The 13,015-nt window shown below is 61.3% G+C and carries 11 protein-coding genes and 1 tRNA gene; 5 read left to right on the forward strand and 7 right to left on the reverse strand.

What is annotated here, in order from left to right; all coding sequences use genetic code 11:
• Window positions 1-27: 27 nt before the first annotated feature.
• The 4 genes from ACQY1P_RS07220 to ACQY1P_RS07235 form a co-directional block, all read right to left on the reverse strand.
• Window positions 28-975 carry an ABC transporter permease gene (locus ACQY1P_RS07220; RefSeq protein WP_062453956.1) on the reverse strand — a complete coding sequence of 316 codons (948 nt, stop codon included), beginning with the start codon at window positions 973-975 and terminating at the stop codon, window positions 28-30.
• Window positions 972-1,913 (reverse strand): ABC transporter permease, encoded by a 942-nt coding sequence (locus ACQY1P_RS07225; protein WP_062578936.1) that lies wholly within the window; start codon window positions 1,911-1,913, stop codon window positions 972-974. The genes ACQY1P_RS07220 and ACQY1P_RS07225 overlap by 4 nt, the downstream gene beginning before the upstream one ends.
• A complete protein-coding gene (locus tag ACQY1P_RS07230) occupies window positions 1,910-3,388 on the reverse strand; it encodes a sugar ABC transporter ATP-binding protein (RefSeq protein ID WP_113167384.1) in 1,479 nt (492 codons plus the stop codon). Before ACQY1P_RS07230 ends, ACQY1P_RS07225 begins: the two co-directional genes overlap by 4 nt.
• A gap of 87 nt (window positions 3,389-3,475) precedes the next feature.
• Entirely contained in the window at window positions 3,476-4,483 is a 1,008-nt protein-coding gene (locus ACQY1P_RS07235) for a substrate-binding domain-containing protein (RefSeq protein ID WP_062453953.1), read from the reverse strand.
• Between the two features lie 239 nt (window positions 4,484-4,722).
• On the opposite strand from ACQY1P_RS07235, the gene ACQY1P_RS07240 reads away from it, so the two are divergent.
• Both ACQY1P_RS07240 and ACQY1P_RS07245 read left to right on the forward strand, forming a co-directional pair.
• Entirely contained in the window at window positions 4,723-5,955 is a 1,233-nt protein-coding gene (locus tag ACQY1P_RS07240) for a GAF domain-containing sensor histidine kinase (protein WP_430241077.1), read from the forward strand.
• A 2-nt stretch (window positions 5,956-5,957) separates the two neighbouring features.
• Window positions 5,958-6,683, forward strand: coding sequence for a response regulator transcription factor (locus tag ACQY1P_RS07245; protein ID WP_062580135.1), 726 nt, complete (start codon window positions 5,958-5,960; stop codon window positions 6,681-6,683).
• Window positions 6,684-6,715: 32 nt separating this feature from the next.
• Here the strand turns inward: ACQY1P_RS07245 and ACQY1P_RS07250 are convergent.
• Both ACQY1P_RS07250 and ACQY1P_RS07255 read right to left on the reverse strand, forming a co-directional pair.
• A tRNA-Thr gene (locus tag ACQY1P_RS07250) sits at window positions 6,716-6,791 on the reverse strand.
• A 116-nt stretch (window positions 6,792-6,907) separates the two neighbouring features.
• Complete coding sequence (locus ACQY1P_RS07255; protein WP_430255869.1) at window positions 6,908-7,864, reverse strand: NAD(P)H-dependent flavin oxidoreductase; 957 nt, start codon at window positions 7,862-7,864, stop codon at window positions 6,908-6,910.
• Window positions 7,865-8,159: 295 nt separating this feature from the next.
• Between ACQY1P_RS07255 and ACQY1P_RS07260 the strand changes: the two genes are divergently transcribed.
• On the forward strand, window positions 8,160-9,431 hold the full coding sequence (locus tag ACQY1P_RS07260; RefSeq protein WP_430255871.1) for a hypothetical protein: 1,272 nt from the start codon (window positions 8,160-8,162) through the stop codon (window positions 9,429-9,431).
• A gap of 50 nt (window positions 9,432-9,481) precedes the next feature.
• Here the strand turns inward: ACQY1P_RS07260 and ppk2 are convergent, their stop codons facing one another.
• Window positions 9,482-10,360 carry a polyphosphate kinase 2 gene (gene ppk2, locus ACQY1P_RS07265; protein WP_062453936.1) on the reverse strand — a complete coding sequence of 293 codons (879 nt, stop codon included), beginning with the start codon at window positions 10,358-10,360 and terminating at the stop codon, window positions 9,482-9,484.
• A gap of 97 nt (window positions 10,361-10,457) precedes the next feature.
• On the opposite strand from ppk2, the gene phoR reads away from it, so the two are divergent.
• Window positions 10,458-11,774 (forward strand): phosphate regulon sensor histidine kinase PhoR, encoded by a 1,317-nt coding sequence (phoR, locus tag ACQY1P_RS07270; protein ID WP_082471822.1) that lies wholly within the window; start codon window positions 10,458-10,460, stop codon window positions 11,772-11,774.
• Window positions 11,775-11,969: 195 nt separating this feature from the next.
• Window positions 11,970-13,004, forward strand: coding sequence for a substrate-binding domain-containing protein (locus tag ACQY1P_RS07275; protein ID WP_062453935.1), 1,035 nt, complete (start codon window positions 11,970-11,972; stop codon window positions 13,002-13,004).
• Window positions 13,005-13,015 lie beyond the last annotated feature (11 nt).

A 13,015-nucleotide genomic window follows, 5' to 3' on the forward strand; every position in this document is an offset into this window, starting at 1 on the left:
GTTGAAACTGTCTGAAGTGTTTGAAGATTATCGGCCAGATTGCCGACCGCCGGCGAGAAGAATGACGGCGATGATGATCGTACCGGTGAGGATCAGGCGCACACCGGCGCCGAAGCCATAAGTGTTGAGCATCGACACGACCAGGAACATGAACAGCGAGGCGCCCCAGATGCCCGGTATGTTCGAATTTCCACCGGCCACCGCCGTGCCGCCGATGACCACGACGGCAATCGACATCAGCAGGTATTCCGAGCCCATGTTGAGCGCAGCACCGCCGGAGAAGCTCGCCAGCAGATAACCGCAGACGGACGCGAGAACCGCGCACAGCATATAGGTGACAAGCCGCGTGCCATCGACGGGAATGCCGGTCATGCGGGCCGCGAACGTGCTCTGGCCGATCGCCGAGATCCAGCGGCCGTAGATCGACTTCTCAAGTAGCACCCAGGCGACGGCCGACAGGATCAACGCCACGAGCGCCACGTTGGGAATGCCGAACAGACCGGATGTGGCAAATTCCGCCAGCGTTTCCGGCGGCTTGATGCGTAGGCCGCGATTGCTCCAGATCGCCACCGACTGGACGATGAAACTCATCGACAGCGTCGCGATGATCGGCGGAATGCGCAAGAGCTTGATCAGGATGTAGTTGCCCAGCCCGACGACGAGGCCGATGCCAACAGAGGCAAGAAGACCGACGACGATCATGCCGTCCTGCACATCCATCAGCTTCAGGGCAAGCGTGCCTGACAGCGTCATCGTCGCCGGCACGGACAGATCGATATTGCCCGGCCCGAGCGTGATGACGAACATCTGGCCTATGCCGACGATGACGGAAAAGGCCGCAAAGGTCAGCGCTGCCTGCGACAGGCCGAACGAGCTGGCCCCGCCGGTAAAGAGAACAGTGATGATCCAGACGATGGCGGTCGCTGCAAACGACCAGATCCACGGCTTGGCGACGAGAAGACGTTGGATGGTCATTGGCTCTTCTCCCGCTTTTCGAGACGGTTGAGGGCGAGGCGAAGGGCAAGCACGACGATCAGGATCGCCCCTTGCGCGCCGATCTGCCAGTCCGGCGAGATCCGCATGAAGGACAGGAAAGACCCGGCAAGCGTCAGCGTCAGCGCTCCGATGACGGCGCCGATCGGCGACACCTTGCCGCCGACGAACTCGCCGCCACCAAGAATGACGCCGGCGATCGACAACAGCGTGTAGCGCAGCGCGATATTGGCATCGGCAGAGGTGGTGAGCCCCACCAGCGCAATGCCGGCAAGCACCGCAAACAGCCCGGCCAGCGCGTAGGTTCCGGCACGGATGCCGATCACCGACCAGCCGGCCCGCTCGACCGAACGGTCGTTGCCGCCGACGCCGCGCATCAGAACCCCGAACGATGAGCGCATCACGATATAATGGGTGACGGCCGCAATCAGGATGCTGGCAACGATCGCCATCGGCACGAGCGGCGGCTTGGCGGTCATGATCCATCGCGCAAAACCCGGTGCCGTACCGCCAGGCGAGGGGAGGATCAGCACCGCAAGCCCGCCCCAGACAAAACTCATCCCGAGCGTGACGACAATCGACGGCAGTTCGCGCAGATGGATGACGACGCCGATGACGGCATAGGTCGCGATCGCTCCGAGCAGGATCAGGATGCCGAGTGCCGGCGAGGTCTGCAAAAGCGTCGCAGCGACACAGGCGCAGAAGCTCACAAACGTGCCCATCGACAGGTCGAGGTCGTTGACGGACATGATCAGCATCTGGGCGATCGTCGCGAGCGCAATCGGCACCGCCAGATTGAACAGCAGGTTGAGGCCGTTATAGCTCATGGCGCGCGGCTGCATATAGAAGACGGCCGCCAGCAGCAGCACCAGCGATGCGGCGGGAATGATCAGGCGAATGGTGCCGGACGAGATCTTCATGCCGCTTCTCCCTGCGAAAACGAGGCAGAAAGCACGCTCTTCTCGCTGATCTCCTCTCCGACAAGTTCGGCGACGATCGCGCCCTCGCGAAACACATAGACCCGGTCGCAGAGCCGGATTTCGTCCATCTCGGTCGAGTACCAGATGAATGTCCGGCCGTTGGCGGCCTCCGAGCGCAGAATTTCATAAACTTCCTGCTTGGTGCCGATATCGACGCCGCGCATCGGATCGTCCATCAGCACGATATCTGCGGTGGTCGCGAGTGCCCGCGCAAACAGAACCTTCTGCTGGTTGCCGCCGGAAAGCGACAGGATGCGGTTGCCCATGTCGGGCGTGCGAATCTCGATCCGCTTCTTCCAGCCTTCGCCGAGCGCAGTCTCGCGGTCGCCATCGATCATCCGCTTCGATGACAGCTGGTCGAGCGAAGCGATCGACAGGTTCTTGAGAATGCTCCAGAGCGGAAACGTGCCGTTCAGGCTGCGGTCACCGGCGACGAAGGCGATGTCGCGCTTTTTCGTCGGAAACCAGTTGCTGTTGCGCGCCAGATAGAGATCGAGCAGCGCCTGCGTCTGGCCATGGCCGCCGAGACCGGCAAGCCCGATCATCTCGCCGCGATAGGCTTCGAAGGGCAAAGCATTTCCCTGTCCATGCCCGCGCCCACGCCGCGCCGGCATCGAAAGCACCGGAGCGCCCGACTTCGCAACCGCGGGGCGGGAAAGCTCCTGTTCGCGCACCACATTGCCCATCGCCTCGACAAGGCTGCGGTTATTGAATTTTGAAGCGGCGCGATCTGCCACCACGCGGCCATCCTTCATCACGACGATGCGGTCGGAGGTGGTGAGGATTTCGCCGAGAATATGTGAGATCAGCAGCACCGACCCGCCGGCGGCAACGAACTTGCGGATATAGGCCATCAGCTGTGCGGCAAGTCCGGCATCGAGAGATGACGTCGGCTCATCCAGAATGACCAGCTTCGGCGGCGCCGAGATGCCGGCAAAGCTGATGGCGATCTCCACCATCTGCCGTTCGGCGATCGAGAGGTCGTCGACCGTGCTGTCGCAATCGATGGCATGGCCGGGAAAGATGTCCTGCAGCTGGGTTTCGACCAGCGCAAGCGCCCGGCCGCGCCAGTTCCATCCTTTCAGCTCCGCATGCATGATGCGGGCGTTTTCACCGACCGTCAGGTTTGGGCAGAGCGACAGTTCCTGGAATACGCAGCGCACGCCGTTGGCACGCGCAGCCGAAATGCCCCGCACATCGTTGCCGCTGTAGCGGAGCGAGCCTTCATGGGGAGATAAGCCGCCATTGATGACATTGACGATGGTGGATTTGCCGGCACCGTTATGGCCGACCAGCCCGACGCATTCGCCCGCGTGGATCACGAGGTCGGCGCCATCAAGCGCCTTCACGGCTCCGAAAGTCACACGGACGCCGCGCGCGGCCACAACCTCTTGTCGGTTCAAGGTTTCGCTCATGCAGATCGCAGTCTGTTTTTTGAATGGGAAATCATGCCGGGTCGCGAGAGGTCGAAGCCCTCGCGGCCCGGCACGCGGGAGGCGACGCTACTTGGCGTCGATCACCTTTTTGGCGTCTGCCAGCGAATATTCGACATTCGCCACGCCACCCTTCTGGGTGGTCTTCAGGCTTTCTTCGAGGCCCGCCTGGTCGATGCTGAGGAACGGCACGACGAGGTCTTTCTTGACCTCCTTGCCGTCGAGGATCTGCTGGGCCACCCAGAAGGCAAGCGTCGAGACGCCAGGCGCGATCGAGACCGACATGGTCTCGTAACCGTCCTTGTCCTTCTGCTGCTTCCACCAAACGAGTTCGTCTTCGCGGTTACCCATCACGATCGTCGGCGTCGGGCGCTTGGCGGCTGCAAATGCCTGTGCCGCACCATACCCGTCGCCGCCCTGTGTCACCACGCCAACTACGTCCGGAAGGCTCGGCAGGATGCCGGCAACCGCACGCTGGGCCACGTCCTGCGCCCAGTCGCCGTTGACAGAGCCGACCACCTTGAACTGGGTGTGCTTGGCAACGCCTGCCTGGATGCCTGCATGGATCTGGTCGTCCACGGAAACGCCGGCAAGGCCGCGGATTTCGAGAAGATTGCCGCCCTTCGGCAGCTTCTTCGCGAGATAGTCGACCTGGCTCTCGCCCATCTTCTTGAAGTCAACCGCGATGCGCCATGCGCAGGGTTCAGTCACGATACCGTCGAAGGACACGACGGTGATGCCGGCGTCGCAGGCTTCCTTGACGGCGCCGTTGAGTGCGGTCGGCGACGCGGCATTGATGACGATCGCATCATAACCCTGCAGGATCATGTTCTGGATCTGGGCGGCCTGTTCGGTCGCCTGGTTTTCGGCCGTGGTAAACGGATCAGCAGCTGCGACCACGCCATTGGAAACGGCTTCCTTGGTGATTTTGTCCCAGCTCGTCAGCATCGCCTGTCGCCAGGAATTGCCGGCATAATTGTTGGAAAGCGCGATCTTCTTGGATGAGGTATCGGCAAGCGCCGGACCACACAGGCACGCGACGGCAACGGATGCCGCAAGCATCGTTCTGATATTCATGATTTCCTCCCAAAAGCTCCCTCTATATCCCCGTGCCGCTCCTCAACGGTTGTCCGGAGATAATGATTGCCCTGAGCCCCTTTTGCTCAGTAAATCGAGAATGGAGGAGTTTTCTAATGTTGTACAGGCGCATCCAAGCACGCTTTCTGCGGGCTTTCGCGCAAAGTCTGCGGGTTCCCGCAGGACGCAACCGAAAAGCTGGCGCTTAATGTCGCCAAGGCCTGGGAGGAGGCCTGATCATGCTCAATCCGGCGCGCAACTCGCTGTTCGACCGCTATCTCGGTATCTCGAGATTGCTGGCCGGCCAGCTCGATTTCGATGCGATCATCAAGGCCGTGGGCGAGGAGATCAGCCATATCATCCCGCACGACCATCTCGATGTCTGCATCAAGATGCTGGATGGCAAATACCACATCGCCTATGAGAGCGGCCTCGACACCGCCTGGAGCAAGGAGCCGCCCGCACTTCTGACCGGCAGCCCCATCCGCACGCTGCTGGCCGGCGAGGTGGACTATCTTCTCTCGGGCAATGCCCTGACCGATCCGCGCTTCCATTTCGACGGCGCCTTTGCGAGCCCCATCATCGAGCTGTCGCTCAAAAGCCGTCTCCATGTTCCGCTCAAAGCCCAAGGCGACGTGATCGGCGCGCTCAGCTGTTCCAGCCGGCAATACGACTGCTACACGATGGAGGATGTCGAGAACGCCCGCGCGGTGGCCGACCTGCTCGCCCCCTATTTCTTCGCGCTACGGGCTGCCGAACAGGCCAAGCGCTCGGCCGTGATCCAGACCGAAGCCAGCGCCCGCGAGGAGGGCTTGCGGCTGGGCGCCCTCAAACTCACCGAGGCTCTGGAGGCAGAGCGCCAGCGCATCGGCATGGATCTGCATGACCAGACGCTCGCCGACCTCACCCGGCTGACGCGCCGCATGGAGAAGCTGACCGGGGTTGCGAGCGTGCCGGGCGATGCGCTGGAGCCGCTCTGCCGCGCCATGCAGCAATGCATGCACGATCTCCGCGAGATCATCGAGGAAGCCAAGCCCACCGTGCTGCAACTGTTCGGCGTCGCCGAGGCGATCGAGAACCATCTGGAGCGGTCGGTGCGCGAAAGCGGCCAGACGATCGCCTGGGAGATGACCGACGAGACCGGCGGCACGCTTCGCGATCTCGATCCGACGGTCGCAATCGCCCTGTTCCGGATCGTCCAGGAAGCGGTCAACAACGCTATCCGCCATGGCCAGGCAGACCGGATCGACGTGGCGCTGACGCAGGCGGGCAGGGCCCTTTCGATCGAGGTCAAGGACGACGGCAGCGGCATCGGCGCGCCTGAAAACCGCGCCGGTCACGGCATCGACAACATGAAGACCCGCGCGCGGCTGATCTCCGCAAGGTTCGAGATCACCAGCGCCAAAGATCGCGGCACGCTCGTGCGGCTGACCCTTCCGATACAACCGAAGACGGGAGCGGAGATAGGATGATGATGGATGTCCTGATCATCGAGGACGACGCGCTTCACCGCTCCTATCTCCACGAGGCGGTGCGTGCGGCCCTTCCCGAGTGCCGTAGCGTTGTGGAGGCCGAAAACGGCCTCATCGGCGAGGCGCAGGCGCGCTCTTCCCGCATCGAGCATGTCGTGATGGACCTGCAGATGAGCGAGCGGAACGGCATCGAAGCGGCGCGCACCATCTGGCGCGAACGTCCCGATACGAAAATCCTGTTCTGGTCGAACTATTCCGACGAGGCCTATGTGCGGGGCGTCTCGCGCATCGTGCCCGAGGGCGCGACCTACGGCTATGTCCTCAAATCCGCATCCGAAGACCGGTTGAAGCTGGCGCTGCGCAGCGTCTTCATGGAATCCCAATGCGTGATTGACCGCGAAGTGCGCGGCATCCAGCAGAAAAGCCTCGGCAATTCGCTCGGCCTCAGCGATGTCGAATACGAAATCCTCATCGACGTCGCGCTCGGCCTCACCGACAAGGCGATCGCCCACCGCAAGCACCTGTCGCTCCGCAGCGTCCAGAACCGTCTGCAGCAGCTCTACGAAAAACTCGATGTCTACGAATCATGCGGCCGCAACCACGAAGGCAGCGAAGGCTGGTTCAACCTCCGCATGCGCGCCGTCGCGGTCGCCCTCCAGCGCAAGGTCCTCAACACCAGCGCACTTGAACGCGCCGAACGCGATTTGCAGGCATCGGGGCGGATGTGAGGGGGTGGTGAGATGAGAGGTATTGGGAAAAATGGTGCCGCTTAGAGGACTCGAACCTCTGACCCCATCATTACGAATGATGTGCTCTACCACCTGAGCTAAAGCGGCCTACGCAGCGCAAGGTGTTGCCTTCTGCGAGTGAAGGCGCTGATACAGGCAATGGGGCGTGATTTCAAGCCGGTTTTCGATTGGCGTGAAATTTTATCGATGCGCTCCTTGGACTATCAGAGGGCGAGCCTTGTGCGCGCGTCTGCATATTCGCGCTCCAAGCGGCCGACCAGATCCGCGACTGAGGTCACTGATTTAACGGCGCCGACGCCCTGGCCGGCGCCCCAGATGTCCTTCCAGGCCTTCGGGCCGCTTACAGCCGCGTCGAAATCCATCTTGGTCGGATCGGCGCTTGGAAGCGCATCCGGATCGAGCCCCATCGCCGTCACTGAGCCCTTCAGATAGTTGCCGTGGATGCCGGTGAAATAGTTGGAATAGACGATATCGGAAGCGGAGGATTCAACGATCATCTGCTTGTAGCCGTCGACGGCGCGTGCCTCATGCGTGGCGATGAAGGGTGAGCCGATATAGGCCATGTCGGCCCCCATCGCCTGCGCCGCCAAGATGCCGCCGCCGGTGGCGATCGAGCCGGCGAGCAGGAGCGGGCCGTCGAACCACTCGCGGATCTCCTGACTAAGCGCGAAGGGAGACAGCGTCCCCGCATGACCGCCGGCACCGGTTGCGACAGCAATCAGCCCATCGGCACCCTTGCGGATCGCGGACTTCGCATGCCGGTTGTTGATGACGTCATGCAGCACGATGCCGCCATAGGAATGGACCGCTGCATTCACTTCCGGCACCGCGCCGAGCGAGGAGATGACGATCGGCACCTTGTATTTCACGCACATCGTCAGATCGTGTTCCAGCCGCCTGTTGGACGTATGAACGATCTGGTTGACGGCGAACGGTGCGGCGGGCCTGTCGGGACTGGCCGCATTATAGGTGGCAAGATCCTCGGTCATCATGGCAAGCCATTCGTCCAGCTGGCTTTCCGGTCGAGCATTGAGGGCAGGGAAGGCGCCGATAACGCCGGCCTTGCACTGCGCCAAGGTCAGTGCCGGATGCGAGATGATGAACAGCGGCGACGCCACGACGGGAATTCGCAGTCCTTGTCTCAGCACGTCCGGAAGCATCGGCAATCTCCTTTTGGTTTACGTTTACGCACACGTAATATCGGTTTTAGCAGATGCACTCGGCTCGGGAAAGATGGCTCCGTCTGGCGAAGGTATGCGTGCCATGCGCACTGGCGGCTCGATAAGCGTCTGTTTCCGCGGCATTCTCACGCCTAACCATATCTTCTCCCCAATCTTGGCGAAGGAAGGCCATTGACCACCGGCTTGCAGTTCGGCGACGGAGAGGTTACCGAAAATTAACGCCGTCTTTTCAGCAAGGCCGGCAGTCGGGTATGCACAACCGGAAGGATCCGCAGTGAGCGGTTTGGAAACAGCCATCAGGAATGCCCTTGATCGTTCCGATCGGACCGATGGCGACACGCGGGCACGGATTTATCAGTCGGCGCGACAGGCGCTGGAAGCAGGTCTGCAGCGCCAGGGCGTGACCGACAAGCTGATTGTCATGCAGCAGCAAAAGCGGCTGGAAGAAAAGATCCGCGAGATCGAGACGGAGGAAGTGGACCGGCTGGCCGGTCCCGCTATCGAGCCTGACGAGATCACTCACCCTGTCATCGACCCGGTTGTCGCACCTGCCGCCACGGCCAGAGCCGCAGCTCCAGATGTCGCAGCCCCGATCGTTACGGATGAAAGGGTAGCCGCCCCCGATCCGGATACCGGTCTCGGCGGCGCAACACGCGCACCATCCCCGGCAAATGACCAGAGGCAGCCCAACGATGTCCAGTCGGCCGGGGATCTCGGAAGTCTCGGCGCCGCGCGCCCGGATTTCCGTCCGGCCTCATCCGAAGTGCCGCAGATGGACGGACTGACCTCGGTCGAGCCGGACCGCGTGCAACGTGGCCAACCGCCTGTTGCCAAGCCCGAGCGCGGCAGGAAGCGGCGCGGATCTCTCGACGCCGAGACGAACCCTGCAGCCAAGCCGCGCAAGAGCCGTCGTCAGCGGCTGATCTCCTGGCTGCTGAAATGGATCATCTCGCTTGCAGTCGTCGGCGTCGCTTGCTGGTATTTTTATAATTCGGGTCTGGTCCAGTCGGTGATGGACGAGGCCCTGCAGGCCGCCAACCGGGCGTCGCAATCGCAGGCGGGTCCCAATGCGCGCTTTGATCCTCGCGGCGGCTTTTCCGATGAATGGGCGCAGGTCTTCGAACCGAAGCAGATCGATACGCTGCAGGTCGGTCGCGAGGCAAAGGCAGAGGCTGCAACCGGTTCGGAAGGTCCAGCCGTTCGGCTCCTGTCGGCAACCCCGCAAACCGGCGGTGATATCGCCGTCACGGTTCCGGCGGATGTATTGCAGCGTCTGGCAGGCGGGCCGGCCACCATCGCAGTCACCGTCCAGGCTGGCGGCAACCAAGGTGTCCAGATGTCGATACGCTGCGATTTCGGCAGCCTTGGGGGCTGCGCAAGACATCGGTTCACGGCAACCCAGGAGCGACTGGAAGCCCTGTTCAAGGTCAGCTTCGACCGGGCGATCGCGCCAAACGCGCCGGGTCGCATCCTGATCAATACCGGCCTCGACGGTGCCGACAGACCGGTCCTGCTCTACTCCGTCCGCATTTTGCCCGCAGGCTGAACCCCGAACGCCGGACGACAACGTCGTCCGGCTCGCTCACCTGTCTGTCTCTATTTCAGGAACTTGCTGCCAAAGCCGAGGATCTTGTCGTCGATCTCGCCGATCGCATCCCTGTCTTTCCCCTCGTAATCGAGGGACCCAAGAATGTGGCGGATGACGTTCAGATGCGCACGCCGCTTGTCGTTTGCCAGCACCACCGTCCATGGCGCAAGCTTGCTGTGTGTTCGCTCCAGCATCTGGTCGCGCTTTGCGGTGTAGTCAGGCCATTTGTTCAGTGCCGCGATGTCCATCGGCGAAAGCTTCCAGATCTTCAACGGATCGTGGCGCCGGTCGTGAAACCGCTTCAGCTGCATTTCCTGGCCGATATCCAGCCAGAACTTGAACAGATGGATATCGTCGTCGACGATCATCTCTTCGAACTGCGGCACGTCCTTCATAAAGGCTTCGTATTGGCCCGGCTTGCAGAAGCCCATGACAGGCTCGACCACGGCGCGATTGTACCAGGAGCGGTCGAACAGCACGATCTCGCCCGACGTCGGGAAATGCGACACGTAACGCTGGAAATACCATTGGCCCGCTTCGGTGGGCGAAGGCTTGCTCAACGCCACCACGCGTGCAGATCGCGGATTGATATAGGAGCGGATGGACATGATCGTACCGCCCTTGCCGGCAGCATCCCGCCCCTCGAACAGCGCAATCATCCGCTTGCCGGTATCCTGCAGCCAGTACTGCACCTTCACGAGCTCGATCTGCAGCTTCTCCAGCTGCTTGGCGTATTTCTCCTTGTCCAACTTGTGGTCATAGGGAAAGCCGCCGGATTCCAGCGCGTGATCATGCACCCAGCCGGGCAGTTTCGGATCGTCAATGTCGAAATGCCTCAGCTTGCCATCGATTTCCAGTTCCGCTGACCGGCTGCTTGTCTCTGCCATGATTGCTGTCCTTTTTCCTTCGGCGGCCGAAACGGCTGCGACTGCTTCAACGGTTTGCAGGGCTTGAGGTTTCCCTCAGGACCGATGCATATCTGTCATGCAAGCGTTATATGACCGCAAGTTCGACCAAACAAAAAGGGGTTCGCGCGTGGAAGCGTTGCCGAAGGAAGAGCGCGGGTTTGCGCAAGAGCTGGCACTTCGCTTCCGGCGCGAGTGGCTGCTGCTTCTGCTGCTCTCGACGATCGCGGTGATCGCTTTTGTTGCCGGCGCGAACGATCTTCTGGTCTTCGCGCTCTGGCTTCCCCTCGTCGTCGCCGTACTGTCCCGGCCCTTGCCGGAGATACCTGTCGTACCGGTTGAAATGCCTGTTCCGGAGCCACCCGTCTTCGACCCGCTGCCGCTGATCTCGGCAACTCTCGGCACGCTGGACATGCCGGTCGTGGTGCTGGGTGGAGACATCACCGTTCTCTACCGCAACAAGGCGGCGGAGCGGGCCTTTGGCGATCTGCCGATCGGCACCCATCTGACGGCGCGGCTGCGGTCGCCCGGTATTCTCGACATGCTGCGCGAAACCATCGCGACCGGACAACCCAACCAGATCGAACATTCCGAGCGACTTCCGTCCGAACGGGTCTTCATCCTGCGCGTGGCGCCGATCGATATCGCCGACCTGGCACCTGGCATGGGAAACTATTACCTCTTGTCGTTCCGCGATGTCTCCGAACTGCGAAGCATCGACCGGATGCGATCCGATTTCGTCGCCAATGCAAGCCATGAGCTGAGAACGCCGCTTGCCTCGCTCAGAGGCTTCATCGAGACAATCCAGGGCCCGGCTCGCGGCGATCCGAAGGCGCAGGAACGCTTTCTCGGCATCATGCTCGACCAGGCGACCAGGATGAGCCGACTGGTGGACGACCTTCTCTCGCTGTCGCGGCTGGAACTGAAGTCGCATATTGCTCCGGACCAGACCGTGGACCTGAAGCCGCTGATCATCCATGTCAGCGACGCGCTCTTGCCTTTGGCTGAGGAACTGGGCGTCGAAATCCGCCTGCATCTTCCCGAAGGCAGGGTCGATGTGCTGGGCGATCGAGACGAACTGATCGAAGTGATCGAGAACCTCATCGAGAATGCCTGCAAGTATGGCCAGGAGGGCAAGTTCGTCGATGTCTTCCTGAAAGGCGGCGGCAGGCTGCCGGTCGAAGTCAATGTCATCGACAAGGGTCCGGGCATTCCCGCTGAGCACGTTCCCCGCCTGACCGAGCGTTTCTACCGCGTCAGCGTCGCCGACAGCCGCTCCAAGAAGGGCACCGGATTGGGGCTTGCCATCGTCAAGCACATCCTCACCAGGCACCGCGCCCGCCTGCTTGTGAAGTCGGAACTCGGCAAGGGGACCGAGTTTACCGTCCGTTTCTGACATAAAACCAACCCAGTTTTCCCGGTCTCTTCCAGAACGTCAATATTTTCAACAGCTTGAATTGTCACAAATGTTTCACCGAAGTGACATAAAAGCTAAGGCCAAGGGCGGCTATGACCAGCGGGCCGAGAGCCGGCAAATGTCTAAGAGGCCGGCATGACAAGATTTCTGGAAACCCATACCGGGAGAACTTCGATGAACATGTTCAAACTTTCCGCAGCAGCCCTCGTGGCCTCTGTTGCCTTTGCCGGCGTTGCATCCGCACGCGACCAGGTTCAGGTTGCCGGCTCCTCCACCGTTCTTCCCTATGCGAAGATCGTTGCCGAGACCTTTGCCGAGACCAACCCGAACTTCAAGGCACCGGTTGTTGAGTCCGGCGGCACGGGCGGCGGTCTGAAGGCATTCTGCTCCGGCGTCGGCGAAGGCACGATCGACGTTGCCAATGCTTCGCGCAAGATCAACAAGAGCGAAGCCGAAGCCTGCAAGGCTGCCGGCGTCACGGACGTTCAGGAAATCCGCATCGGTTACGACGGCATCGTATTCGCTGCCGACTCGTCGAACGGCGACATGAAGATCACCCCGAAGGATCTCTACAAGGCATTGGCTGCTGAAGTCGTCGTTGACGGCAAGCTCGTTGCCAACCCTTACAAGAACTGGTCGGAAGTCAATGCGACCCTGCCGAAGGGCCCGATCGCAGCTTACATCCCAGGCTCCAAGCACGGCACCCGCGAAGTCTTCGAAGAGAAGATCATGGCTGAAGGCTGCAAGGAAGCCGGCGCGACTGACGTCATCAAGGCTGCCATCACCGATGCCAAGCAGGCTGCTGCCAAGTGCGTTGCAGTTCGCAAGGACGGCGCAGCTGTCGACATCGACGGCGATTACACCGAAACGCTGGCCCGCATCTCGGCCAACAAGACCGGCCTCGGCGTTTTCGGCCTGGCCTTCTATGAAAACAACATGGACAAGCTGAAGGTCGCGACCGTTTCGGATGTCGTTGCTTCCACCGAAACCATTGCTTCGGGCAAGTACCCGGTGTCGCGCCCTCTGTTCTTCTACGTCAAGAAGGCTCACCTCGGCGTTATCCCAGGCCTCAAGGAATATGTTGAGTTCTTCATCTCCGACGAAATGATCGGCCCTGACAGCCCGCTCGCCGAATACGGCCTGGTTGCTGCTCCGGACGATCAGCGCGAACAGGTCCGCAAGGACTTCGAAGCCGGCAAGACCATGTAATCAAAATTCCG

The organism is Neorhizobium sp. DAR64872/K0K18, assembly GCF_050500175.1.
GTDB classification, from domain to species: Bacteria; Pseudomonadota; Alphaproteobacteria; order Rhizobiales; family Rhizobiaceae; genus Neorhizobium; species Neorhizobium soli.

Coding starts and splice junctions, on each gene's coding strand:
- ACQY1P_RS07220 (WP_062453956.1), bottom strand. CDS start 975: ATGACCATCCAACGTCTTCTCGTCGCCAAGCCGTGGATCTGGTCGTTT.
- ACQY1P_RS07225 (WP_062578936.1), bottom strand. CDS start 1,913: ATGAAGATCTCGTCCGGCACCATTCGCCTGATCATTCCCGCCGCATCG.
- ACQY1P_RS07230 (WP_113167384.1), bottom strand. CDS start 3,388: ATGAGCGAAACCTTGAACCGACAAGAGGTTGTGGCCGCGCGCGGCGTC.
- ACQY1P_RS07235 (WP_062453953.1), bottom strand. CDS start 4,483: ATGAATATCAGAACGATGCTTGCGGCATCCGTTGCCGTCGCGTGCCTG.
- ACQY1P_RS07240 (WP_430241077.1), top strand. CDS start 4,723: ATGCTCAATCCGGCGCGCAACTCGCTGTTCGACCGCTATCTCGGTATC.
- ACQY1P_RS07245 (WP_062580135.1), top strand. CDS start 5,958: ATGGATGTCCTGATCATCGAGGACGACGCGCTTCACCGCTCCTATCTC.
- ACQY1P_RS07255 (WP_430255869.1), bottom strand. CDS start 7,864: ATGCTTCCGGACGTGCTGAGACAAGGACTGCGAATTCCCGTCGTGGCG.
- ppk2 (WP_062453936.1), bottom strand. CDS start 10,360: ATGGCAGAGACAAGCAGCCGGTCAGCGGAACTGGAAATCGATGGCAAG.
- phoR (WP_082471822.1), top strand. CDS start 10,458: ATGCAAGCGTTATATGACCGCAAGTTCGACCAAACAAAAAGGGGTTCG.
- ACQY1P_RS07275 (WP_062453935.1), top strand. CDS start 11,970: ATGAACATGTTCAAACTTTCCGCAGCAGCCCTCGTGGCCTCTGTTGCC.